Source organism: Actinomadura sp. NPDC049753, assembly GCF_040674655.1.
Lineage (GTDB): Bacteria > Actinomycetota > Actinomycetes > Streptosporangiales > Streptosporangiaceae > Spirillospora > Spirillospora verrucosospora.
The window spans coordinates 1-22,372 of sequence record NZ_JBFARL010000140.1; the positions used below are offsets into that span (position 1 = coordinate 1).

At 71.9% G+C, this 22,372-nt stretch carries 24 protein-coding genes; 12 read left to right on the forward strand and 12 right to left on the reverse strand.

The features are described 5' to 3' along the window. From AB0K37_RS28970 to sucC, 3 genes are all read right to left on the reverse strand, one after another. On the reverse strand, window positions 1–539 hold a 539-nt coding region (locus tag AB0K37_RS28970), incomplete at its 3' end, for a DUF6350 family protein (RefSeq protein WP_363986340.1). A 326-nt stretch (window positions 540–865) separates the two neighbouring features. Continuing rightward, window positions 866–1,753 (reverse strand): succinate--CoA ligase subunit alpha, encoded by an 888-nt coding sequence (gene sucD, locus AB0K37_RS28975; protein WP_363986342.1) that lies wholly within the window; start codon window positions 1,751–1,753, stop codon window positions 866–868. A gap of 2 nt (window positions 1,754–1,755) precedes the next feature. Beyond that, window positions 1,756–2,937 carry an ADP-forming succinate--CoA ligase subunit beta gene (gene sucC / locus AB0K37_RS28980; RefSeq protein ID WP_363986343.1) on the reverse strand — a complete coding sequence of 394 codons (1,182 nt, stop codon included), beginning with the start codon at window positions 2,935–2,937 and terminating at the stop codon, window positions 1,756–1,758. 306 nt (window positions 2,938–3,243) lie between these two features. Here sucC and AB0K37_RS28985 point away from each other — a divergent pair, with 306 nt between their 5' ends. Continuing rightward, on the forward strand, window positions 3,244–4,752 hold the full coding sequence (locus AB0K37_RS28985; protein ID WP_363986345.1) for a glycoside hydrolase family 15 protein: 1,509 nt from the start codon (window positions 3,244–3,246) through the stop codon (window positions 4,750–4,752). A 22-nt stretch (window positions 4,753–4,774) separates the two neighbouring features. On the opposite strand, the gene AB0K37_RS28990 is transcribed toward AB0K37_RS28985, so the two are convergent. Next, window positions 4,775–5,542, reverse strand: coding sequence for a TSUP family transporter (locus AB0K37_RS28990; RefSeq protein WP_363986347.1), 768 nt, complete (start codon window positions 5,540–5,542; stop codon window positions 4,775–4,777). Window positions 5,543–5,646: 104 nt separating this feature from the next. Further along, window positions 5,647–6,192, reverse strand: a complete 546-nt coding sequence (locus AB0K37_RS28995) for a GNAT family protein (RefSeq protein ID WP_363986349.1) — start codon at window positions 6,190–6,192, stop codon at window positions 5,647–5,649. A gap of 50 nt (window positions 6,193–6,242) precedes the next feature. Between AB0K37_RS28995 and AB0K37_RS29000 the strand changes: the two genes are divergently transcribed. Genes AB0K37_RS29000 through AB0K37_RS29010 form a run of 3 tightly spaced genes read left to right on the forward strand, consistent with a single transcriptional unit; the run spans window position 6,243 to window position 7,888 of the window. After that, complete coding sequence (locus tag AB0K37_RS29000) at window positions 6,243–6,863, forward strand: TetR family transcriptional regulator C-terminal domain-containing protein (RefSeq protein ID WP_363986351.1); 621 nt, start codon at window positions 6,243–6,245, stop codon at window positions 6,861–6,863. Between the two features lie 7 nt (window positions 6,864–6,870). Continuing rightward, window positions 6,871–7,422 (forward strand): hypothetical protein, encoded by a 552-nt coding sequence (locus AB0K37_RS29005; RefSeq protein ID WP_363986353.1) that lies wholly within the window; start codon window positions 6,871–6,873, stop codon window positions 7,420–7,422. Beyond that, the gene (locus tag AB0K37_RS29010; protein WP_363986355.1) at window positions 7,394–7,888 is read left to right on the forward strand and encodes a MaoC family dehydratase; all 495 of its coding nucleotides are present in this window, start codon (window positions 7,394–7,396) and stop codon (window positions 7,886–7,888) included. Before AB0K37_RS29005 ends, AB0K37_RS29010 begins: the two co-directional genes overlap by 29 nt. Here the strand turns inward: AB0K37_RS29010 and AB0K37_RS29015 are convergent, their stop codons facing one another. Further along, on the reverse strand, window positions 7,889–9,097 hold the full coding sequence (locus AB0K37_RS29015) for an MFS transporter (RefSeq protein ID WP_363986357.1): 1,209 nt from the start codon (window positions 9,095–9,097) through the stop codon (window positions 7,889–7,891). A 55-nt stretch (window positions 9,098–9,152) separates the two neighbouring features. On the opposite strand from AB0K37_RS29015, the gene AB0K37_RS29020 reads away from it, so the two are divergent. Next, window positions 9,153–9,896, forward strand: a complete 744-nt coding sequence (locus AB0K37_RS29020) for a helix-turn-helix transcriptional regulator (protein WP_363986359.1) — start codon at window positions 9,153–9,155, stop codon at window positions 9,894–9,896. A 15-nt stretch (window positions 9,897–9,911) separates the two neighbouring features. Here AB0K37_RS29020 and AB0K37_RS29025 read toward each other — a convergent pair whose 3' ends face one another. After that, on the reverse strand, window positions 9,912–10,739 hold the full coding sequence (locus AB0K37_RS29025; RefSeq protein ID WP_363986361.1) for an alpha/beta hydrolase: 828 nt from the start codon (window positions 10,737–10,739) through the stop codon (window positions 9,912–9,914). Between the two features lie 117 nt (window positions 10,740–10,856). On the opposite strand from AB0K37_RS29025, the gene AB0K37_RS29030 reads away from it, so the two are divergent. Then, window positions 10,857–11,561 carry a DUF6817 domain-containing protein gene (locus tag AB0K37_RS29030; RefSeq protein ID WP_363986363.1) on the forward strand — a complete coding sequence of 235 codons (705 nt, stop codon included), beginning with the start codon at window positions 10,857–10,859 and terminating at the stop codon, window positions 11,559–11,561. Between the two features lie 36 nt (window positions 11,562–11,597). Here AB0K37_RS29030 and AB0K37_RS29035 read toward each other — a convergent pair whose 3' ends face one another. After that, window positions 11,598–12,227, reverse strand: coding sequence for a helix-turn-helix domain-containing protein (locus AB0K37_RS29035; protein ID WP_363986365.1), 630 nt, complete (start codon window positions 12,225–12,227; stop codon window positions 11,598–11,600). Between the two features lie 75 nt (window positions 12,228–12,302). Between AB0K37_RS29035 and AB0K37_RS29040 the strand changes: the two genes are divergently transcribed. After that, window positions 12,303–13,139, forward strand: coding sequence for a methyltransferase domain-containing protein (locus AB0K37_RS29040; RefSeq protein ID WP_363986367.1), 837 nt, complete (start codon window positions 12,303–12,305; stop codon window positions 13,137–13,139). Between the two features lie 17 nt (window positions 13,140–13,156). Here AB0K37_RS29040 and AB0K37_RS29045 read toward each other — a convergent pair whose 3' ends face one another. Beyond that, window positions 13,157–13,489 carry a cupin domain-containing protein gene (locus tag AB0K37_RS29045; protein ID WP_363986369.1) on the reverse strand — a complete coding sequence of 111 codons (333 nt, stop codon included), beginning with the start codon at window positions 13,487–13,489 and terminating at the stop codon, window positions 13,157–13,159. 71 nt (window positions 13,490–13,560) lie between these two features. Here AB0K37_RS29045 and AB0K37_RS29050 point away from each other — a divergent pair, with 71 nt between their 5' ends. After that, window positions 13,561–14,556 (forward strand): helix-turn-helix domain-containing protein, encoded by a 996-nt coding sequence (locus AB0K37_RS29050; RefSeq protein WP_363986371.1) that lies wholly within the window; start codon window positions 13,561–13,563, stop codon window positions 14,554–14,556. On the opposite strand, the gene AB0K37_RS29055 is transcribed toward AB0K37_RS29050, so the two are convergent. Then, entirely contained in the window at window positions 14,553–15,173 is a 621-nt protein-coding gene (locus tag AB0K37_RS29055) for a dihydrofolate reductase family protein (RefSeq protein WP_363986373.1), read from the reverse strand. The genes AB0K37_RS29050 and AB0K37_RS29055 overlap by 4 nt on opposite strands. 123 nt (window positions 15,174–15,296) lie before the next feature. Beyond that, a complete protein-coding gene (locus tag AB0K37_RS29060) occupies window positions 15,297–16,478 on the reverse strand; it encodes an epoxide hydrolase (protein WP_363986383.1) in 1,182 nt (393 codons plus the stop codon). Here AB0K37_RS29060 and AB0K37_RS29065 point away from each other — a divergent pair. Both AB0K37_RS29065 and AB0K37_RS29070 read left to right on the forward strand, forming a co-directional pair. After that, window positions 16,429–17,250, forward strand: a complete 822-nt coding sequence (locus AB0K37_RS29065; RefSeq protein WP_363986375.1) for a WYL domain-containing protein — start codon at window positions 16,429–16,431, stop codon at window positions 17,248–17,250. The genes AB0K37_RS29060 and AB0K37_RS29065 overlap by 50 nt on opposite strands. Beyond that, complete coding sequence (locus tag AB0K37_RS29070) at window positions 17,240–17,800, forward strand: SMI1/KNR4 family protein (protein WP_363986376.1); 561 nt, start codon at window positions 17,240–17,242, stop codon at window positions 17,798–17,800. The genes AB0K37_RS29065 and AB0K37_RS29070 overlap by 11 nt, the downstream gene beginning before the upstream one ends. 39 nt (window positions 17,801–17,839) lie before the next feature. On the opposite strand, the gene pcrA is transcribed toward AB0K37_RS29070, so the two are convergent. Then, a complete protein-coding gene (gene pcrA / locus AB0K37_RS29075; protein WP_363986377.1) occupies window positions 17,840–20,095 on the reverse strand; it encodes a DNA helicase PcrA in 2,256 nt (751 codons plus the stop codon). 307 nt (window positions 20,096–20,402) lie between these two features. Here pcrA and AB0K37_RS29080 point away from each other — a divergent pair, with 307 nt between their 5' ends. Together AB0K37_RS29080 and AB0K37_RS29085 are read left to right on the forward strand one after the other, a co-directional pair. Further along, window positions 20,403–21,845: a hypothetical protein gene (locus AB0K37_RS29080; RefSeq protein ID WP_363986379.1), complete on the forward strand. Its 1,443-nt coding sequence runs from the start codon at window positions 20,403–20,405 to the stop codon at window positions 21,843–21,845. 105 nt (window positions 21,846–21,950) lie between these two features. Then, window positions 21,951–22,271 carry a protealysin inhibitor emfourin gene (locus AB0K37_RS29085; RefSeq protein WP_363986381.1) on the forward strand — a complete coding sequence of 107 codons (321 nt, stop codon included), beginning with the start codon at window positions 21,951–21,953 and terminating at the stop codon, window positions 22,269–22,271. Window positions 22,272–22,372: the final 101 nt, after the last annotated feature.

Here is a 22,372-nt window from a genome sequence, read left to right on the forward strand (position 1 = left end):
ACGGCGGCGACGAGGAAGCAGCCGACGAGCGCCTGCCACGCCGACGGCCGGACCTCCTCGGACGACGCCGCGAGCGCGAGCAGCCCGGCCAGCGCCGCGTACGGGGCGGCCAGCGCGACGCTCACGTGCAGGACCGCGGTGCGCTGCCGGTGCGGCAGCCCGGCCACCCGGATCATCCACCCGCCGCCCCGGTACAGCAGGACCCCGGGCAGGACGAGCACGCCGAGCGGAAGGAGCCCGAACCGCCCGTGCCCGTAGGAGAAGCCCGCGTGGTGCGAGACCAGCCAGAAGTTCACGGCCGTGCGGAACACCCCGGCCAAGCCGTGGCCGAGCGCGGTCTTCGGCGCCGCGATCCAGCCGATCAGCGTGATCGTGGTGAGCACCGCGAGCCCGATGCCGATGCACCACAGCGCCGCGACGAGCCCCGTCACGTACAGCGGCCTCGCGGGGACGGCCGGCGGGCGTCCGCGACCGGAGTCCGCGCCCGGCGGCGCGTCGGCCCGGCCCGCCTCGCCCGGCGGCGGCGCGGCCTTCGGCATGCCCTTCGCTCCCGCCCCCCTCGCCCGTGCGCCCTTCGACCGTGCGCCCTTCGACCGTGCGCTCTTCGACGGTGCCGCCTTGATCGGTGCCGCCGTCGCCGGTGCCGCCTTCGACGGCTCCCGCTTCGCGCGCTGCCCGGGGGTCTTGTCGCTCACCGGTCCATGCTGGCACCGCGCCGGCCCCCGCAAGGCCCGTCCGCCCGGCGTGTCGCCTTTGCGGTGACGCCCGGCCGGGCGTCACCGCCGCGCCCCGCGGCGGCGGCCGGAACGCGAAAGACGCCCGGGCCGCCGGGCGGCTCGGGCGTCTTTCGGGTGGTCCGGGGGGATCAGCGGTTCTGCATGATCTCCCGCATGAGGACGGCGGTCTCGCTCGGGGTCTTGCCGACCCGGACGCCGACCTTCTCCAGGGCCTCCTTCTTCGCCTGCGCGGTGCCGGCGGAGCCGGACACGATGGCGCCGGCGTGGCCCATGGTCTTGCCCTCGGGGGCGGTGAACCCGGCGACGTAGCCGACGACCGGCTTGGTCACGTGCTGCTCGATGTAGGCGGCGGCGCGCTCCTCGGCGTCGCCCCCGATCTCACCGATCATCACGATGGCGTCGGTCTCCGGGTCGTCCTGGAACGCCTGGAGCGCGTCGATGTGGGTCGTCCCGATGACGGGGTCGCCGCCGATGCCGACGCAGGTGGAGAAGCCGATGTCGCGCAGCTCGTACATCATCTGGTAGGTCAGCGTGCCCGACTTGGACACGAGGCCGATGCGGCCGGGCGTCGTGATGTCGGCCGGGATGATGCCCGCGTTCGACTTGCCGGGGGACGCGATGCCGGGGCAGTTCGGCCCGATGATGCGGGTCTTGTTGCCCTTGGACTCCGCGTACGCCCAGAAGAAGGCGGTGTCGTGCACCGGGATGCCCTCGGTGATGACGACGCAGAGCGGGATCTCGGCGTCGATCGCCTCGACCACGGCGTCCTTGGTGAACTTCGGCGGGACGAACACGACGGAGACGTCCGCGCCGGTCTCCTGCATGGCCTCCTTGACGGTGCCGAACACCGGGAGGGTCGTGCCGTCGAAGTCGACCGTCTGCCCGGCCTTGCGGGCGTTCACGCCGCCGACGACCTGGGCGCCGGAGGCGAGCATCCGGCGGCCGTGCTTGGTGCCCTCGGAGCCCGTGATGCCCTGGACGATGATCTTGCTGTTCTCGGTGAGCCAGATGGCCATTGTCATGCACCTGCCGCTGCGAGTTCGGCGGCGCGCCTGGCCGCGTCGTCCATGGTGTCGACCTGCTGGACGCCGGGAAGCGCCGCGTCGTTGAGGATCTTGCGCCCGAGCTCGGCGTTGTTGCCGTCCAGCCGGACGACGAGCGGGCGGTTGACGGTCTCGCCACGGTCGGCCAGCAGCTTGTAGGCCGACACGATGCCGTTGGCGACGGCGTCGCAGGCGGTGATGCCGCCGAAGACGTTGACGAAGACGGACTTGACGTCGGCGTCGGACAGGACGATCTCCAGCCCGTTCGCCATCACCTCGGCGGACGCGCCGCCGCCGATGTCGAGGAAGTTCGCGGGCTTCTGGCCGTCGAACTGCTCGCCGGCGTAGGCGACCACGTCGAGCGTGGACATGACGAGCCCGGCGCCGTTGCCGATGATGCCGACGCTGCCGTCCAGCTTGACGTAGTTGAGGTCCTTGGCCTTCGCCGCCGCCTCCAGGGGGTCGGCCGCGGCCTTGTCCTCGAGCTTCTCGTGGTCGTCCTGGCGGAACGAGGCGTTGTCGTCCAGGGAGACCTTGCCGTCGAGGGCCTTCACCTGGCCGTCGGCGGTGAGGATCATCGGGTTCACCTCGACGAGGGAGGCGTCCTCGTCGGTGAACACGGCCCACAGCCGCTCGATCAGCTCGGCGGCGCCGTCGAGGGCCTCCTGCGGGAGGCGGCCCTTCTCGGCGATCTCGCGGGCCCGGGCGCGGTCGACGCCCTCCAGCGGCGAGACCGGCACCATCGCCAGCCGGTCGTGCGGCACCTCCTCGATCTCCACGCCGCCCTCGACGGAGCAGATGGACAGGAAGGTGCGGTTGGCGCGGTCGAGCAGGAAGGAGAAGTAGTACTCCTGCGCGATCGCGCTGCCCTCCTCGACCAGGACCTTGTGGACCGTGTGGCCCTTGATGTCCATGCCGAGGATCTGGGTGGCGAGCTGCTCGGCCTCGTCGGCGGAGTCGGCCAGCTTCACGCCCCCGGCCTTGCCGCGGCCCCCGGTCTTCACCTGGGCCTTGACGACGACTTTCGAGCTCCCCGCGGCGAACAGCTCCGCCGCGATGGCCCGGGCTTCCTGGGGAGTATGGGCGACCTTGCCGGTGGGCACCGGTACCCCGTACTCGGCGAAGAGTTCCTTCGCCTGATGTTCGAACAGGTCCACGAGGGCGTCCTTTTACGGATCGACAGCCGAATGTGCGACCACACGAGTGGGCGTTACACGGGTGTCCGTGCGGCCGGCACTCTGCGGTCCGCTCCGTCGATGCAGCCTAGTCAACCCGCCTCGGTGGTGACGCCGCCGGGTCCACAAGTAACGCGGACTTCTCTTGTACGGGAGCGCCCCGGGCGGTAGGTGTGCTCATCCTCAGGGGAGGGCACGAGTGGCTCGTGAGGAGGATGAACCGATTGACGTAGTTTGATGTACTAATTCGGCGAGACGGCCAGGCGGACAGGGGGCGAACGCATGGCGATGGCGGAGAGACGGAACAGGTCCGTCGCGGAACCCGTCCCCGTCGCGCCCGTCATATCCGTCCCGCCGCCCGCGGGCGGGCCCACCACGCCGCGCAGGCGGGTCGCCCCGCGCGGCCGCTCGGGCGCCCGCAAGGTGCGGCGCACCGCGGGCCTGCTCATCGTGGCGGCGCTCGTCGCGACCGGCGGCGCCACCGTCCCCGAGCCGCCCGACCCCGGCTGGGCGAGCCCCGGGCTCGTCGGCGGCGGCGGATGGCCGTTCGCGGGCGTCCCGCTGGCCCCCGACCAGGCCGAGGGGGCCTCCTACCTGCCGGGAAGCTCGGTCGTCAGGCTCGCGGACGGGCGGGTCAGGCTCGTCCCGTCGGGCGGCGAGGCGCCGATCACCGTGGACGCCTCCGACCCGCGGGTGGACCGGGCGGTCCGGTCCGACAGCGCGTGGCTGGCGCAGGGGACCGTCCCGGGCGGCGCGACGAACCACGCCTACCGCGACATGGCGACGCGCGCCCTGCTCGACCTCCGGCTCCTCACCCGCCCGAACGGCGCGTCCCTCGCGTCCTGGTACTCGAAGTGGCGGTACTGCTGGCCCCGCGACTCCGCGTTCACCGTGGCCGCGTTCACCGCGACCGGGCATCCGGCCGAGGCGCGCCGCGTCCTGTACTTCCTCGCCCGGGCGCAGCACGACGACGGCATGTGGGCCGCGCGCTACAACTCCGACGGGACGGCCGTCGCCGACGGCCGCGCCCCGCAGCTCGACTCGCTCGGCTGGGTGCTGTGGGCGACGTGGTTCTACGGCGTCCGGACCGCGGACCAGGACGACCTGCCCGCACTGTGGCCGATGGTGCGGCGCGCCGCCGACCATCTGGCGCGCTCCCTGGACGCCGAGGGGCTGCCGCCCGCCTCGTCCGACTACTGGGAACGCGACCACCGGCGCGAGCAGGACCCGCGCCGGCCCACGCTCGGCGTGGTCGGCCCCGCGCTGGCGGGGCTGCGCGCGGCGGCCGACCTCGCGCGGATGCGCGGCGAGGGCGCCAAGGCGGCGCAGTGGCGGCACGCGGCGCAGCGGGTCTCGGACGCGGTGGCCAGGCAGTTCGCGCCCTACGGCTACCCGCGCTCCCCCATCCCCGGGGGGCTGATGGACACCTCTGTGACGTTTCTCGCACCGCCGTTCGCGCCGGCCGATCCGGGCGTGACCACCGCGATCGCGGACGCCGCGCGCAAGCAGGCGCTGCCGAACGGGGGCGTCCTGCCGGGCGAGCGCTGGTCGGGCGACCCGGACGTCGCCTGGACGCCGGAGACCGCGCTGTTCGGGCTGAACGCGGCCGCGTCGGGCCGCAGGGACGAGGCGCTGCAGCGGCTCGACTGGCTCTCGGCGCACCGCACGTCCCTGGGCGTCCTGCCGGAGAAGGTCGGCGTGACGGGCAGGCCCGCGGGCCCGGCTCCGCTGGGCTGGACGGCGTCGCTGGTCCTGCTGAGCCTTTCCGCGCTGGACCGGCCGCTCCCCGTCCCGTGAGGTGAGGGCCCGGCCGAAGGGCCTAGCCGAACTGCTCGTACCCGAGCTTGAGCACGAGGGCTGAGACGACACAGAGCAGGACGGCCCGAACGAATCCGGCACCGCGGTTGATCGCCATGTGGGCGCCGAGCTGCGCGCCGACGATGTTGCAGACCCCCATGGCCAGCCCGAGGGCCCACAGGACGTGGCCCTGCGCCGCGAACACCGCGAGGGCGCCCAGGTTGGTGCCGGTGTTGATGATCTTCGAGGTGGCGGAGGCGTCGACGAAGTCCATGCCGAGCAGCACGGTGAAGGCGACCACCAGGAACGTCCCGGTGCCCGGCCCGAGGAGCCCGTCGTAGAAGGCGATCGCGACGCCCGGGACGAGGACGGCGGCGGCGACCCGGCGGCGCGTCCGCAGCACCGGCCGCGGGAGCCGGCCGAGGTTCGGCCTGAGCACCACGATCGCGGCCACCGCCAGCAGGACGACCATGATGACGGGTTTCAGCACGTCCGAGGAGATCGCCGCCGCGCAGAGGGCGCCGCCGGCGGCGCAGCACACCGCGAGCAGGCCCGCCGGGACGGCCACCCGGACGTCCGGCTTGGCCTTGCGCGCGTAGGCGACGGCGGCGGACGCGGTGCCCGCGATCGAGCCCAGCTTGTTGGTGGCGAGCGCGGTCGCGACCGGCTGGCCGGGGTTGATCAGCAGCAGCGCGGGCAGCTGGATCAGCCCGCCGCCTCCCACCACGGCGTCGACCCAGCCCGCCGCGACGGCGGCGACCAGCAGCAAGACGACCTGCTCGGCGTGCACGGGGGCTCCCGGGAGTAAGGAGTGAAACTCAGAACACCGATTACCCTAGCGGGCCGCCCCATCCGCCCGACGTGCGCCTCCCCCGCTCCCCGCGCCGCTTCCTCTCAGGAGGTTCGCCACTCGCCGGCGAGCACCGCCCACACCTGGACGTCACGACGGTCGCCGTCGAGGACGAACGCCTGCCGCAGGACGCCCTCGCACGTCATCCCGAGGCGCTCCGCCACGGCCGCGCTCGCGGTGTTGCGCGGGTCGCACAGCCACTCCACCCGCTGCATCCCCCGCGTGCCGACCGCCCAGTCGATCATGATGCGGACGGCCTCGGTGATCAGCCCGCGCCCCCGGACCTCGGCCGCCAGCCAGACGCCCGCCTCGCAGACGCCCTGCGCGGCGTCGAACGTCCGGAAGACCGTGCCGCCCTGGAGGACCCCGTCCACCCAGATGCCGTAGATGCGGCCCTCGTCCCTGGCCTGCTTGTGGGCGTAGGCCTGGAGCAGCTCGCGGGCGCTCGCCTCGTCCACCACGGTGCGGGCCCAGGGGATGTACTGGTCGATGTCTTCGCGGACCCGGTCGGCGTGCTCGGCGAACTCGGCCGCCTGCCAGGGCTCGAACGGGCGCAGCTCGGCGCCCTCGGCGAGCGTGCGAGCGAACATGGGACCTCCCGGGGAGTACGTACCGAACGTTTGTTATGTACTCTACGGGCATGCCCGCCCGAGGTGATCACGACGCCCGTCGCCGGGACGTGTCCGAGGCCGTCTGGCGCGTCCTGGCCGGCCGCGGCTTCGGCGGCCTGACCCTGCGCGCGGTCGCGGCGGAGATGGGCGCGTCCACCGGACTGCTCACGCACTACTTCCCGAACAAGAGGGCCCTCGTCGCCTACGCCCTCGACCTCGCCGACGAGCGCACCGCCGGCCGCCCCCTCCGCGAGGCCCCGCCCGGCCTGGCGTCCCTGCGCGCCGCGCTCCTGGACGTCCTGCCGCTGACCCCCGCCGCGTCGGACATGAACCGGATCTGGGTGAGCTCGTGGGACGTCGCGCTCGCCGACCCCGAACTCGGCGAGCGCCAGCGGCTCCGCTACGAGAACTGGCGCGCGCGGCTCAGACCCCACGTCGCCGCTGCCGTCGAGCTCGGCGAACTGCCCGCGGGGCCCGGCCTGGACGGCACCGTCGCGGCAGCCGCCGCGTTCGCGCACGGCCTGGTCGTCCACGCCCTGTTCGACCCGGACGCCTACCCGCCCGCCCGCCAGGCCGCGATGCTGGACGCCTTCCTGGCGGCACTGGCCGCGGACGCCGGCCTCCCCGCGGCGCCCGGCGCGGAGGGATGATGTCCCGATGACCGAACCGCGCACGCTGCGCTGCCCCCGCCACCTCGGCATGATCCTCGCCGGGGTCGCCATCGCCGCCCTCTTCGGCGTCGTGGCGGTCCAGAAGGCCCTCGACGGCGCGGGCGCCCCGGCATGGGCCGCCGCGACCGCATGCTTCGCCCTCGCGGTCGGAGCCGTCCCCCTGCTGCGGACGCGCATGATCCTCGACGCGGAGGCCCTCACCCTCGTCTCGGGGTACGGCCGCCGCCGGTTCGCGTGGACGGAGATCATCGAGATCACCGCGGATGCCAACCACGGCTTCTGGGTGCTCCAGGTGCGGTCCGAGGAACGCGAGCGCCAGGCCGCCTTCTTCCCCGTCAGGCTGGCGTCGATGCCCGTGGACCAGGGCACCCGCTTCCGGGAGCCGTCCGGCGACACCCCCTACGGCCTCTACCGGCTGCACGCCGAGCTCTGGGAGGAATGGCGGCGCCGCGCCTCGCCCCGAGCGCGGAGCCACGGCGGCCCGGACTCCGCTGGGTCATCCTGGTCCCATGACGATCACGACCCGAGCCCTCGGTGACGACTTCGCGACCCCCATCGACGACCGCTATCTCGAGGACTACACCGCCGGCACGACCTACGAGTACGGCCACGTCACGGTGGACGAGGCGGAGATCATCGAGTTCGCCCGCCGCTTCGACCCGCAGCCCATCCACGTGGACCCGGAGTTCGCCGCCTCCGGCCCGTTCAGGGGCATCATCGCCAGCGGCTGGCACACCGGCTCGATCATGATGCGGCTGTTCGCCGACCACTTCCTGTCCCGGGTCGCCAGCCTCGCCTCCCCCGGCGTGGACGAGCTGCGCTGGCCCGCTCCCGTCCGTCCCGGCGACACCCTGCGCCTGCGCGTCGCCGTCCTGGAGGCCCGCCCGTCGCGTTCCAAGCCGGACCGGGGCGTCGTCAGCACCCGCGCCGAGCTGCTCAACCAGGACGACCAGGTCGTCCTGCACACCCTGCCGGCGAACCTCCTGCGCCGCCGCGCGGCCTGATCACCCCGCGCCCTCCCGCACCGGCCGCGGCGCGGCGGCGGGCGCCGGGACCGCGGGCTCGGGCAGCGTCCGGAACAGCAGCCAGGCCAGCGCGGGCAGCGCGATCAGCGGGGCGAGGGCGACGCGCAGCGACGCGGCGTCGGCGACGGCCCCGAGGACGGGGCTCGCGAGTCCGCCGACGCTGACCGTCAGGCCGAGGGTGACGCCGCCGGCGGTGCCGACGCGCGTGGGCAGGTAGTCCTGCCCGAGGGTGACCTGCAGCGAGAACGGCACGTAGAGACCGGCGGAGGTCAGCGCGACGAACAGGTAGAGCGCCGGGCCGGGCACGAGCACGATGCCCGCGACGGCGACCACGGTCAGCAGGTACGACCAGCGCACGACGGTGACCCGGTCCCAGCGGGCGGCCAGGGAACCGCCCGCCACGGTGCCCACGGCTCCCCCGATGTACAGGACGAACAGCGCCGCCGTGCCCGCCGCCACTCCCCCTCCCGTGCGCTGCCGCGCGTAGAACGAGATGAACGTGCTCAGCCCCACGAACACGATCGACCGGCAGACCACGGCAAGCGACAACTTGATGAAAGAGCGTGCGTCGTCCACACCGGTCGTCGTGCCCGCGCGCGCGCCGGAGGCCGTCCCCTCAAGGGCGCGCAGGACGGGCAGGCACACGACGCTGCCCACGAGCGCCGGGACCACGAGGAACGGCGTACAGCGCAGGCCGCCGGTCGCGACGACCGCCGCGACCAGAAGCGGCGCGAACGCGAACCCGATGTTGCCGCCGACGGAGAACCAGCTCATCGCCGTGTGGCTCCCCTTGCTCGCCTTCCGCGCGACCCGGGCGGACTCGGGATGGTAGGCCGCGACCCCGATCCCGGAGATCGCCACGAAGGCCAGGGTGAGGGCGTAATCGCCGCTGAGGCCGCTCAGAGCGATCCCCGCTCCCCCCAGAAGCGTGCTCAGCGGAAGCAGCCACGGCATCGCCCACCGGTCGGTGAGCGCCCCGAACAGCGGCTGCGCCACCGAGGACAGCAACGACGCGGCGAGCACGACGCCCGAGGCGGCCGCATAGGTGTAGGCGCGCTCGGCCACGAAGAACGGGACGAGCGCCGTCACGGACCCCTGGTAGACGTCCACGCACGCGTGCCCGGCGGACAGCAGGAATACCGACCGCGCGTCCCGCCGACGGGTCGCTTCTCTTGAACTCGATGACACGTCCCTCATGCTCGCGCCGGAGACCGGTGTCGGACTTCCGATAATCTGCCAACCAATGCAGGAAAGCCGCCATCAGCCGGTCGCGCCGACCCGAGCGCGCTCGCTGGCGCCGGGCGCCGCCATCGACGCCCACCGCCACGACGACCACCAGATCGCCTACGCCGGACGGGGCGTGGTCGCGGTCACCACCGGCGCGGGCTCCTGGGTGGCGCCCGCCGACCGCGCCATCTGGATCCCCGCCGGCGCCGTCCACGCCCACCAGGCCCACGGCGAGCTCGAACTGCACCTGGTCGGCCTGCCCGCGGCCGACAACCCGCTCGGGCTGGAGGAGCCGGCGGTGCTCGGGGTCGGTCCCCTGCTGCGCGAACTGATCCTCGCCTACACCCGCGACCCGGACGACGACACCCCGGCCCGGGCCCGGCTGCGCGCGGTCCTGCTGGACCAGCTGCGCGTCTCGTCCCAGCAGCCGCTGCATCTGCCCGCCCCGACCGTCCCGCACCTCAGGGCGCTGTGCGGCATCCTGCACGCCGACCCCGCCGACAACCGCACACTCGCCGAACTGGGCAGGGAGGTCGGCGCGAGCGACCGCACCCTCTCCCGGCTCTTCAGGAGCGACCTCGGGATGACGTTCCCGCAGTGGCGCACCCAACTGCGCCTCTACCACGCCCTGATACTCCTGGCCGAGAACACCCCGGTGACCACCGTGGCCCACCGGTGCGGCTGGTCGTCCGCCAGCAGCTTCATCGACGTCTTCCGCCGTGCCTTCGGCCACACCCCGGGCGCCCACCACCCCGCGTGACCGGCTCCCGGGAGGTCAGCCCTTCAGGAAGTCCAGCAGGTCGGCGTTGAACCTCTCCTTGTCGCCGGGCACGAGCGCGATCCCGTGCGAGGCCCCCTCGTACACCTTCAGGTCGGCGTTCGGAATGATCTCGGCGGCCTTGCGGGCGGTCGCGTCGATCGGGACGATCTGGTCGTCGTCGCCGTGCACGATCAGCGTCGGGATGTCGAACTTGCGCAGATCCTCGTGGAAGTCGGTGAAGCCGAAGGCGTCCACGCACTTCACGCCGGCCTGGAGGCTCTCGTGCATGCCCATGAACCAGAACGCGTCCCGGTTGCCCTGGGTGACCTTGTTGCCCGGCCTGTTCGCGGAGAAGAACGCCTCCGAGGCGTCCTTCCAGTACTGCGAACGCTCGCGCAGGAGGCCGTTCTTGATGTCTTCGAACACCTGCTCGGGCACGCCCTCGGGGTTGTCCTCGCTCTGCAGCATGAGCGGCGTGATCGCCGACAGCAGGACGGCCTTGCGGACCCGCCCGGTGCCGTGGCGCCCGATGTAGCGGGCCAGCTCGCCGCCGCCCATCGAGTGCGCGACCAGCGTGACGTCCCGCAGGTCGAGCCGGTTGATCAGGTCGTTGAGGTCGTCGGCGAAGGTGTCGAAGTCGTAGCCGTCGAACGGCTGGCTGGAGCGCCCGTGCCCCCGGCGGTCATGGGCGATGCCGCGGTAGCCGGCGTCGGCCACCGCCTTCATCTGGTCCTCCCACGCGTCGGCGTTCAGCGGCCAGCCGTGGATGAAGAGCACGGGCCGCCCGCTGCCCCAGTCCTTGTAGAAGATCTCGTTGCCGTCGCGAGTGGTGACGAATGCCATGCCTGAACCCCCGTAGCGTCTCGTGGACAGGTCGGCCGCGACGACCGCGCCCCCAGCGACAGAGCGGCGTCCGGCAACCAGCCGCACCGATACCCCCACGACCGCCCAGAACGCCCAATGACCAGTCGAAGTGTCTTTACCCGCGCCTCCAAGCTCAGCCTTGGGGTGATCGAACGAAACCCATGGATTGACGAGGGTCGTCTTCGGCGCGCAGCCTTTCGAGGGGCCTTCGATGAGGGAGCTGCCGTGACGGTGGAACAGGACGCCGGCCTGAACCGCGAGGCCGAGGCCGCCGGCCTCTTGCGCGCCAAACGCGCCGACGTGATCCAGCACCCCGGCGGCACTCTGCTTGAGCATCTCCAGCGAGTGCGCGCTCAACTGGACGCATGGGGTGCGCGGCCCGCACTTCATCTCGCGGGACTGTGCCACGCCTTCTATGGAACCGACGGTTTCCCCGTCGCGCTCGGGTCCGTTCACCGGCGCGAGGAACTGAGCGAGGTCATCGGCGCCGAAGCCGAGAACCTCGTCTACCTCTACGCCGGCTGCGACCGTGCCCGTACTTACCCGTCGCTGCACCAGCCCGATGGGGCCTTCACCGACCGCTTCACCGGGTCGGTGTCCCGTCCCTCACCGGGGCACCGCCGGGACTTCGCCGAACTCACCGTCGCCAACGAACTGGACGTCATCCGCACGGCCGCCCTGGACGAATCGCAGATCACGGAGCTTCTCGACCTGTTCGCCACCTGGCGATCCCTGCTGAGCGCCCCCGCTTCCCACGCCGTCGAAGAGACCGCGCAGCGCCGGATACCCCCGCCAGCATGATCGCTCGCGGCTCCGCGAGCGGCCGGCGGTTCTCGTTCAGGTGCACAGCTGGGCGGCCAGGGTGGCGTGGGCCCACTCCTCCCAGGCGTCCGGCGCCCAGCCGCGGTCCTGGACGAAGAGCAGGTACAGCTGCGGGCTGAGCAGGCCGAACAGCAGGTCGGCGGCCAACTCGGCGGACACGCCGGGGCGCGCGTCGGGCTTGCCGACCAGCGCTTCGGCCGCGGCGCGCTGCACGGTGTAGCGCGGGTCCGGGCCGTCGGGCCACTGCGCGGCGATCTGCGGGTCGGCGGCGCCGGCGGCCGCGATCATCGACATGATCGGGGCGACCCGGCCGAGGATCTCGCCGGTGCCGCGCACGTGCTCGCGCAGCTGGCCGGCCGCGGTGGGCGCGGCGCACGCGGCGCGGAACCACTCCCGCTCCATGGTGGCGACCGGCTCGGCGTCCCCGGCGATGGACGCGTCCACGACGTCCTTGAACAGCGCGCGCTTGGTGCCGAAGACGAAGTACACCGTCTGGACGGCCACCCCCGCGCGGTCGGCGACCTCCTGGAGGCTCGTCGCCCCGTAGCCCTGCGCGACGAAGAGCTCCCGCGCCGCCTCGATGACCTTCGCCCGGGTGCGGCGCGAGCGCTCGGCCCGCTTGTCCGGCCGCTTGACGGTGTCCATGGCGGGAGTATATCTCTAGAGTCCATCACTAGAGTTCTCCTCTAAATACTTCACTCCCCCAGCGAAGGAGACAGCATGCGCACCGTCGTCAACGTCCAGCAGGCCGAGGCATGGAACGGGTGGGAGGGGGCGGCCTGGGCCGACAACGCCCCGCGGTACGACGCGATGATGGGCGGTTTCAACCAGCCCCTCCTGGACCGGGCCGCGATCGGCGAGGACGACACCGTCCTGGACATCGGGTGCGGCACCGGACAGCTCACCCTGCTGGCCGCGCGCCGGGCGGCCCGGGCGCGGGCGGTCGGCGTCGACATCTCCGGCCCCATGCTGACCCGCGCCCGCGCCGACGCGGCGGAACAGGGCATCGCCAACGTGCGGTTCGAGCAAGCCGACGCGGAGGCCCACCCCTTCGCCGAGGAGGGCTTCGACGTCGTCGTCAGCCGCGGCGGCGTCATGTTCTTCGCCGATCCCGCCGCCGCGTTCGCCAACATCGCCCGCGCGCTGCGGCCCGGCGGCCGGATGGTCTTCATCGTCCCGCAGGCCGGCGGCCCCGACAGCGAGTACGCCAAGGCCACCGCCGCTCTCGCGCCGCTGATGCGCCGCCCCTCGCCCGCGGCCCGCGGCATGGGATCCCTGTCCGACCCCGACCGCATCCGCCAGGTACTGGACCAGGCGGGACTGACGGACGTGGACACGAGTCCCGTCCGGGCGCCGATGGACTACGGCCGCGACACCGGCGACGCCGCGGACTTCATCCTCAGCCAGGGCCCGGTCCGCTACAACCTCCAGGACGTGGGCCAGACCGCCGTCACCCGCGTCCGCCAGGAGCTCCAGGCAGCGCTCGCGGCCTACGAGACTCCGGACGGCGTCCACATCCGCGGCTCCGTATGGCTGGTGAGCGCCACCCGTCCCTGACTTCGATCGCGGCCTGGTCAGCCTTCCGGATAGAAGAGGAAGAGAGTGCAGCCGGTCGACGTCTGCGGGACGTGGGAAGAGCCCGCGGGGGCATGGATGAACGAGCCGGCCGGGTAGTCCCGGTCGCCGTCGTTGAAGGTTCCGGAGACCACGAAGACCTCCTCAGGGCCCGGTTCGTGGACGTCGACCCCCTCCCAGCACGTGTTCGGATCCATCTGCAGGACGAAGGCCTTCGCACCGTCGTCCCCCTGCCACAGCGGCCGCAGCCGGATGCCCGGGAAGAGTTCACGGACCGGGGCGTCCCGAACGCTGGACCACACATAGCCGGGCACGCTCTGTTCTGTCGTCATGGGACCAGCCTGGCGACCGGCGCCGCATCCGGCCGAGTGTCAGGAAAGACATCTTGCGGTACTTTCATGCCATGCATCGCGTGGCGGCGCTCGTACGTCCACCCCAGTCGACCTTCGAACTCGGCTGCGCGGCCCAGATGTTCGGCATCGAGCGCGCCGGGCTCCCGGTCCGCTACACCTTCGGCGTGTGCACGGAACACCCCGGCCCCGTCGCCACGCTGGCCGGGTTCGACATGCTCGTGACCGACGGGCTGGACGCGCTCGACGCGGCCGACACCGTGATCGTCCCGGGTTGGCTGCCCGCCGGCGGGCCGCCGTCCCCCGCGGTCGTCCAAGCCCTGCGCCGCGCGCACTCCCGCGGCACGCGGGTGGTCAGCATCTGCTCCGGCGCCTTCGCCCTGGCCCACGCCGGCCTCCTGGACGGACGGAAGGCGACCACCCACTGGGCCCTGGCCGACGAGTTCGCCGCCAGCTTCCCCCATGTCCAGGTCGACCCGGACGTGCTGTACGTCGACCACGGCGACGTCGCCACCAGCGCCGGAGCCGGAGCCGGAATCGACCTGTGCATGCATCTGATCCGCACCGACCAGGGCGCCCGGTACGCCGCCCACGTCGCGAGGACCATGGTGATGCCGCCCCACCGCGAGGGCGGCCAACTCCAGTATTCGGCACCGCCACGCCCCACGCAGATCGACGGCACGCTGGCCCCCTTGCTGGACTGGATCGCCGAGCGGCTCAGCGAACCCCTGACCATCGAGACCATGGCCGCGCACGCGGGCGTCTCCACGCGCACCCTCGCCCGCAGGTTCGCCGAGCAACTCGGCACCAGCCCGGGGCACTGGCTGCTCGCCCAGCGCATCGCCGCGGCCCAGGACCTGCTGGAGTCCTCCGACCTCCCCTTGGACGCCATCGCCCGTCGCGTCGGCCTCTCCTCGGCCACCAACCTGCGCAGGCGCTTCCTCAACGCCCTGGGCACGACACCAGGCGCCTACCGCCGCACCTTCCGCACCCAAGCGGATTCCGCAGGCGTCCTGGCGTCGCCCAGCACCCGGCCGCCGGAGAGCTAGGCGTCGTCGGATTGAGGAAGGCTCTCCTTGGCCTTCTCGTAGTCGCCGCTCGGAGCCTCGTCGTCCAGGCGGTAGACGAGGTGGACCACGCCAGTTTCGAAGGTCGTGGAGGAGACGAGCTTCAGCGGCAGCGGCGCGTCGGCGTCCTCGAACAGCCGCATTCCCTTGCGCACGGCGATCGGGTGGACCAGCAGGTGCAGCTCGTCGAGCAGACCCGCTTCCAGAAGCGCGCGGACGACCGAGACCGAACCGCTCATCGCGATGTCCGACGTGCCCGGTTCCTTCTTCAACGCGGTCACGGCCTCGACGAGGTCGCCCCGGAGCAGTTCGGAGTTGCGCCAGGTGAAGTCGAGGTCCTGGCCGGACACCACGATCTTGCGGGCGTCTCCGAGCTTCCGGGCGAAGTCGGCGTCCTCACCGCCGGCCTTCTCCCGGTCCGGCCACGCGCCCGCGAAGCTGTCGTAGGTCCTGCGGCCGAGCAGGAGGGTGTCGGCCGACCCCATCTGGGCGTCGACGGCCTGGCCCATCTCCTCGTTGAAGTACGGGAAATGCCAGTCCTGCGGGTCTTCGACGACTCCGTCGAGCGAGATGAACAACCCTGCGGTGATCTTCCGCATCCTGCGACTCCTTCGACAGCCTGGTGGACATGGTGCTCATAGAGTTCGACCACCGCCACCCCCGAAACTCATCGGTTCCGGCCGCGTCCGGCCGCACGCGCTGCTGCCCTGCCGCGATCACCGTCACCTGAGCGAACGGCTGAAGAGCCGGACATCCTCCACCAGAAGCTCCGGCACCTCCATGGCCGCGAAATGGCCGCCCCGGCCGTACTCCGACCAGTGCTCGATCGCACCGTCCGGGTCCATGAGGGAACGGATGGCGGTGTCCGCGGCGAAGACCGCGACCCCCACCGGCACATCCGACTTCGGGGCGGGTCCGCTCTGCTGCGCCGCGAAGGCCTTCCAGGCCTGCATGCCCTCGTAGACGGCGTGCGCTGAGGACGCACCGGAGCCCGTGAACCAGTAGAGGCTCACGTTGGCGAGAAGCTGGTCCCGGTCAACCGCCGCATCGGGGAGGTCGATCGCCGGGTCCGTCCACTCGTGCACCTTCTCCACGATCCAGGCCAGCTGGCCGACCGGCGAATCGTTCAGGGAGTACGCCAGCGTCTGCGGACGAGTCGACTGCAAGGCCAGGTAACCGGTCCCCTCCTCCCTGAACTCGTTGAACTTCCGTGCCCGGGCCTGGTCGGCTCCGGAGAACCGATCCGGCTCAAGGGCGGGCCCGAACGGCGGGGCCGCGCCCGTCCCGGACAGGTGGACGCCGGCGACCTGCCCCGGAGCGACCATCGGGAGCATCCCCGCCACCCCCGAACCGACGTCCGTTCCCTGCGCGACGTACCGCTCGTATCCGAGGCGGCGCATCAGTTCCGCCCACATCCGCGCGACGGCGAAGAGGTTGAAGCCCGCCTCGCCGATCGGGTTGGAGAATCCGTAGCCCGGCAGCGAGGGCAGGACGACATGGAAGGCATCGCCGGGATCGCCGCCATGGGAGCGGGGATCGGTCAACGGCCCGACGACCTTCATGAACTCGACCGGCGAACTGGGCCAGCCGTGCGTGAGGACGATCGGCAGCGCGCCCGGCTCCGGCGACCGCGCGTGGAAGAAGTGAATCGTCTGGCCGTCGATCTCGGTCTCGAACTGCGGGATCTCGTTCAGCGCCGCCTCCTCCGCCCGCCAGTCGAACCCGGCGGCCCAGTACCCGGCGAGCTCTTTCAGGTATCCGGCCGGCACGCCACGGCTCCAGTCGTCCACCCCCGCGGTCGCCGGCCAGCGCGTCGCGGAGACTCGGGCTCGCAGATCCTCGATCTCGGCCGCCGTGCTGCCGCCGCTGCTGTTCGACGACGACGAGGCGGTCGCCGTGGCGATCGGGCTCCGGACGGCGGCGGCCGGCGCGGTCTCCGGCATCGAGGAGAGTTCGGTCCGCGCGCTCGCCAAGCAGGAGCGCCTCCTGCCGTCGCGGCTGCGCCGCCGAGTCGGCGCGCTCGCTTCGGCGACGGTCGCGCTGCCCGGCTCGCAGCCGCCGGTGGACGCGGCCGTCCTGACCGCGATCGCCGCCGCCTGCCGGGACCACGAGCGCCTGCGCTTCGACTACCGCACGCACGGCGGCGCGACCGGGCCCCGCGTGACCGAACCGCACCGCCTGGTCGCCTCCGGCCGCCGCTGGTACCTCCTCGCCTGGGACCTGGAGCGGGACGACTGGCGCACCTTCCGCGTCGACCGCATCGTGCCGCGCCCGCCCGCCGGCCCCCGGTTCACGCCTCGGGACATGCCGGACGAGGACGTCACGACCCGCATCACAGCCGGCCTCGCCCAGGCGACGTGGGCCTACAGAGCCCGGGTCGTGGTGAACGCCCCGGCCGCCGAGATCGCGGCACGGCTGCCCGCCGGCCTCACGGTCGAACCCGCCGGAGACGACACCTGCGTCGTGGAGGCCGGCTCCGACGACCCGTCCATGCTCACCGTCTACCTCGGCATGCTGGGCGCCGACTTCCGGATCGACGAGACCGCGAACCCCGAACTCGCCGACCACCTGCGCGCCCTCGCCGCCCGCTACACCCGCGCCACCGGCCCCGCCCCTGACCTCCGGAACGCCTCAGTGTCAGCACAGGGTGATACCAATGCTCCGCATGGATGTTGATCGTGCTCACCCCGCCGACCTGGAGGCGCTGCGCGCGGCCTTCGACATCGACTCGTGCGAACCGCCTCTGGGCTGGGAAGCGGTGCGCGCCTTCGAGGCCGAGCACGAGATCGTGCTGCCCGAGCCGTACCGGACGTTCGTCGCGGAGATCTGCGACGGATCCAGTTCGGGGCCGCCCGACTACGGGCTCGTGCCGCTGGCCGACATGCCCGCCGACTGGGGAACCGGCCGCCCCGAGCGTCTGCTGTCCCGGCCCTTCCCGCTGACCGGGCCGTGGCTGTGGGAGGAAGATGACGACCTGGAGTCGCAGGAGGATTTCGACGCGGCCCTGGAACCGGTCTTCGACCACGGCTCGATCGTCCTGGGCACGGACGGCTGCGGCATGTACTGGCACCTCGTCGTCACCGGGCCCCACCGCGGGCATGTCTGGAACGTCACCGACGTAGGCGCCCTGCCCTTCGGCGCCGAGTTCGGCTTCACCACCGGAAGCCCCGGATTCGCCGGATGGGTCGAGCACTGGGCCGCCCACAAGCCCTGGTTCGACCTGTAGGCACTCGGAGACTCCCCCGCCCCCGCCGGAGGCGGGGGGTCAGAGTTTCTCGATGGTGGCGAAGCGAAGGACCAGGGTGCGGACGCCGTAATCGCCGCCGAAGTCAACGCTGGCCTTTTCGCCCTTGTCGTAGACGGAGACGACGGTGCCCAGTCCGAAGGCATCGTGGGTGACCTTGTCGCCTGGCGACAAGGACGGCACCGCACGGTTTCCCGGTGAGCGGGTTCCCGGGCGTTCCGCCATTCGCGACATGGCGGAGCCGGACGTGGAGGACGCCTCGCGTTCCCATTCGACGAGGGATTTCGGGACCTCGCCGAGGAAGCGGGACGGCGGGTTGACCTGCGGCGCTCCCCACGAGCTGCGCATCGTGGCCCGGGAGACGTAGAGGCGCTGCCGGGCGCGGGTGATGCCGACGTAGGCGAGGCGGCGTTCCTCTTCGAGTTCCTTGGGGTTGCTCATGGCGCGCAGGTGCGGGAAGACCCCGTCCTCCATGCCGGTGAGGAAGACGACCGGGAATTCGAGGCCCTTCGCGGTGTGCAGCGTCATCAGGGTGACGACGCCGTGCTCGCTTTCTTCGGGCTGCTCTCCCGGCGGCACGGGCCCGCCCTTCGCGCCTCCGGGAATGGAGTCGGCGTCGGCGACGAGGGCGACCTGCTCCAGGAATTCGGGAAGGCGGCCCTCGGCGGACTCCCCGTCGAGGCGCTCTTCGAACTCGCGGGCGACGGCTTCGAGTTCCTGGAGGTTCTCGATGCGGGTCTCGTCCTGCGGGTCCTTGGACGCCTGGAGCTCGGCCAGGTAGCCGCTGGCCTTCAGCACCTCGGCGATCAGGTCGGCGGGGGCGAGCGACTCGGCGGCGGCGCGCAGCTCGTCCAGCAGGGAGACGAACTCGCGGACGGCGTTGAGCGAGCGGGTCGCCATGCCGGGGACGTCCTCGGGCGTCCGGAGGGCCTGCCAGAACGAGATGCGCTCGCGGGACGCGTACGCCTCGACGCAGGCCTCGGCGCGGTCGCCGATGCCCCGCTTGGGGACGTTCAGGATGCGGCGCAGGGAGACGGTGTCCTCGGGGTTGGCGAGGCAGCGCAGGTAGGCCAGCGCGTCGCGGATCTCCTTGCGCTCGTAGAACCGGACACCGCCGACGACCTTGTAGGGCAGCCCGACCCGGATGAAGACCTCTTCGAAGACACGGGACTGCGCGTTGGTGCGGTAGAAGATGGCGACGTCGCCGGGACGGGCCTCGCCGTCGTCGGTGAGCCGGTCGACCTCGCGGGCGACGAACGCGGCCTCGTCGTGCTCGTTGTCGGCCACATAACCGATGATCTTGTGGCCCTCGCCCTGGTCGGACCAGAGCTTCTTGGGCTTGCGGTCGGCGTTGCGCTCGATGACGGCGTTGGCGGCGGACAGGATCGTCTGCGTGGAGCGGTAGTTCTGCTCCAGCAGGATCGTGGTGGCGTCGGTGTAGTCGCGCTCGAATTCGAGGATGTTGCGGATGGTCGCGCCGCGGAAGGCGTAGATCGACTGGTCGGCGTCGCCGACGACGCACAGCTCGGCGGCGCCGACGCCCTCCACCGGCGCGGTCAGCTCGCGGACGAGCTCGTACTGCGCGTGGTTGGTGTCCTGGTACTCGTCCACCAGGACGTGCCGGAAGCGGCGCCGGTAGTGCTCGGCGGCCTCCGGGAACACCTGCAGCAGGTTGACCGTCATCATGATCAGGTCGTCGAAGTCCATGGCGCCGGCCTGCTGGAGCCGCGCCTGGTACATCTCGTAGGCCTCGGCGAGCGTCTGCTCCATGTGCGTGGACGCCCGCGCCTTGAACGTCTCGTAGTCGATCAGCTCGTTCTTCAGGTTGGAGACCTGGGCGCTGAACGACTTCGGCGGGTAGCGCTTGGGATCGAGGTCGAGCTCGCGGCAGACGAGCGCCATCAGCCGGTTCGCGTCGGCCTGGTCGTAGATCGAGAAGCTCGTGGGGAAGCCGAGGCGCTTGGCCTCGCGGCGCAGGATCCGGACGCACGCGGAGTGGAACGTCATCACCCACATGGCCCGCGAGCGCGGCCCGACGAGGGCGTCGACCCGCTCCTTCATCTCGGCGGCGGCCTTGTTGGTGAAGGTGATCGCCAGGATCTGGCCGGGGTGCACCTCCCGCTCGCCGAGCAGGTGGGCGATGCGGTGGGTGAGCACCCGGGTCTTGCCCGAGCCTGCGCCGGCGACGATCAGCAGGGGGCTGCCGGAGTGCACGACGGCGGCGCGCTGCTGCGGGTTGAGGCCGTCCAGCAGGGGGTGAGCTTCGGTCTTCGACATCATGTGCGAGTCTACGGCGCTGCGCGGACGTTTTCGGCGCGTCCGCCGAGCCGGGGTGTCCGGCCCGGCCGTACCTCCTCCGAGCTTGATCAGGGCCCGGAGGCAGCATGTGGACAGATGGCGTGCCTTTTGGACACGGTGGGTTGACTCGATCTCACGTTCCGGCCGACGTTGGAGACGGGGCGGATACCGATCGGGCCAGGCCCGTACTCGGAGTGCAAGGCCTTTATTTGCATCCCCGCATGTCCGCGCACAGCGGCGCAGAGTCATCAGGGACTCGCGCACTGTCACAGGGGAGGTGGCTTCGATGACCCACCAGCAAGAACTCCAGACGCAACTGGACGCCGAGATCGTCGTACCCGCGCAGTGGACGGGACGGGCGTCCCAGGCGGCGGCGCCGCCGCTTCCGAGCCCCGTTCCGCGGCCGGTGCCCGTTCCGGTGCCGGCGCAGCCCGGCCACAGGTTCCTGATCTACAAGCAGGATCCGTCGGTCACCGAGCTGGGCGCGCGGCTGACCTACATCCCGACCGTGGTGCTGAACGGCCCCATGGACGTGCGCGTCCAGACAGAGTTGCCGGGGGTCACCCCGATCGCCCGCAACATCGACGGCGACTTCGTGTTCACCCCGGGAACCCCGCAGTTCGACTGCGCGCACACGTTCGCGGTCGTCCGGGAGACGATCGCCATGTACGAGCGCCACAACGGCGGGGTCCCGATCCCGTTCGCGTGGAACGTCGGGGGCAACACCGAGCGCATCACCGTCTTCCCGCACGCCGCCGAGGGCGCGAACGCGTTCTACACGCGGACGGCCAAGGCGTTGAAGTTCCTTTTCTTCACACCGAAGGGACAGCCTCCGCAGAACGTGCTCTACACGTGCCAGTCCCTCGACATCGTCGCGCACGAGACGGGCCACGCGATCCTGGACGGCCTCAAGCCCGGCTGGCTGTCGGCGGACGCACCGCCGCAGACCGGCGGGCTGCACGAGTCGTTCGGCGACATCACGGCGATCTTCCTGGCCCTGGCGCAGCCGGACCAGGCGGACGCGCTCGTCGCGCTCACCAAGGCGAACCTGCACGACAGGTCGTTCCTGGCGGAGCTGGCCGAGCAGTTCGGCAAGGCGCTCGGCATGCCGTCCGGGCTCCGCAACGCCGACAACGACCTCAAGCTCAGCGAGGTCGGCAACGAGGTGCACGCGATCTCGCAGGTGTTCACCGGCGCGATCTACGACATCCTCGCCGACATCTACACCTTCGAGCTGAGCCGGCAGCAGCGCACGAAGGACCCGACCATCGTGCTGATCGAGACCGCGTCCGCGCTGTGCAAGCTCGTGTTCGACGCGATCGTCGCGTCCCCCGCGACCGGCGCCCGGTTCGTGGACGTGGCGAACAAGATGCTCCAGGCCTCGGCGACCCGCGGCGACCCGGCCGTCTACCGGACGTTCATCCGCAACCGGTTCGCCGTCCGGGAGATCACGACGGCGGCGACGCCGCTGCGCGACCTGATGAGCGGGCAGATGGCGATGACCGATGCCGCGTACACCGGAGACGGCCAGGACGTCACCGAGGTCGAGCCGCACGACGAGAACTCGGCGAGCCTGCTGGCCGCCCAGGACAGGTCGCGCTGCTGCGGCACCATGCAGATGCCCGAGTACCGGCTCGTCCCTGAGGAGAAGCTGGCCCAGGGCGGTTCGCTGGAGAACGACGACATCCTCCGGAGCCAGCTGGACGAGCTGCGCAGCACGTTCGGCTAGCGGCACCGGCCAGGCGGTCGCCCGATGGCGCTGTTCGGGAGGTAGCGACCCGCGCCGAGCGGGTAGCGAGCAGAGAGCAGGCCAGTCGGCGGGGAGGTTCGCGGGATGCGTGTGACGATCGAGAGCACCGGCGGTTTCACCGGCCAGAGCGCCGTCGTCGCGCAGTACGACACCGCGACCCTCCCCGCCGGACAGGCCGGCCGCGTCCGCGATGCCGTGGACGCGCTGGCCGCCGCGCACGCCCGCGGCGAGCCCGGCGAGATCGGCGCCGACCTCCCCGCGTACCGGATCACGGTGTCCGGGGACGGAGCCGAGGAGTACGGGGCGGAGGGGGAGCCGCGCGTCTACGAGGTGCGGGGCGACCCGACCGCCGGGGTCGCCTCCGTCCTCGGCACCCTCCTCGAAGGCCCCGACGCCACCCCCTGACCCCGAAGACGTGCCGCGCCTCGAACGCGCGGGCCTCGGGCGCCAGCAGGACGGGCTCGTTCAACGCCATCTGCTCGTCAACGCCTTCGGTCCCCGCCTCA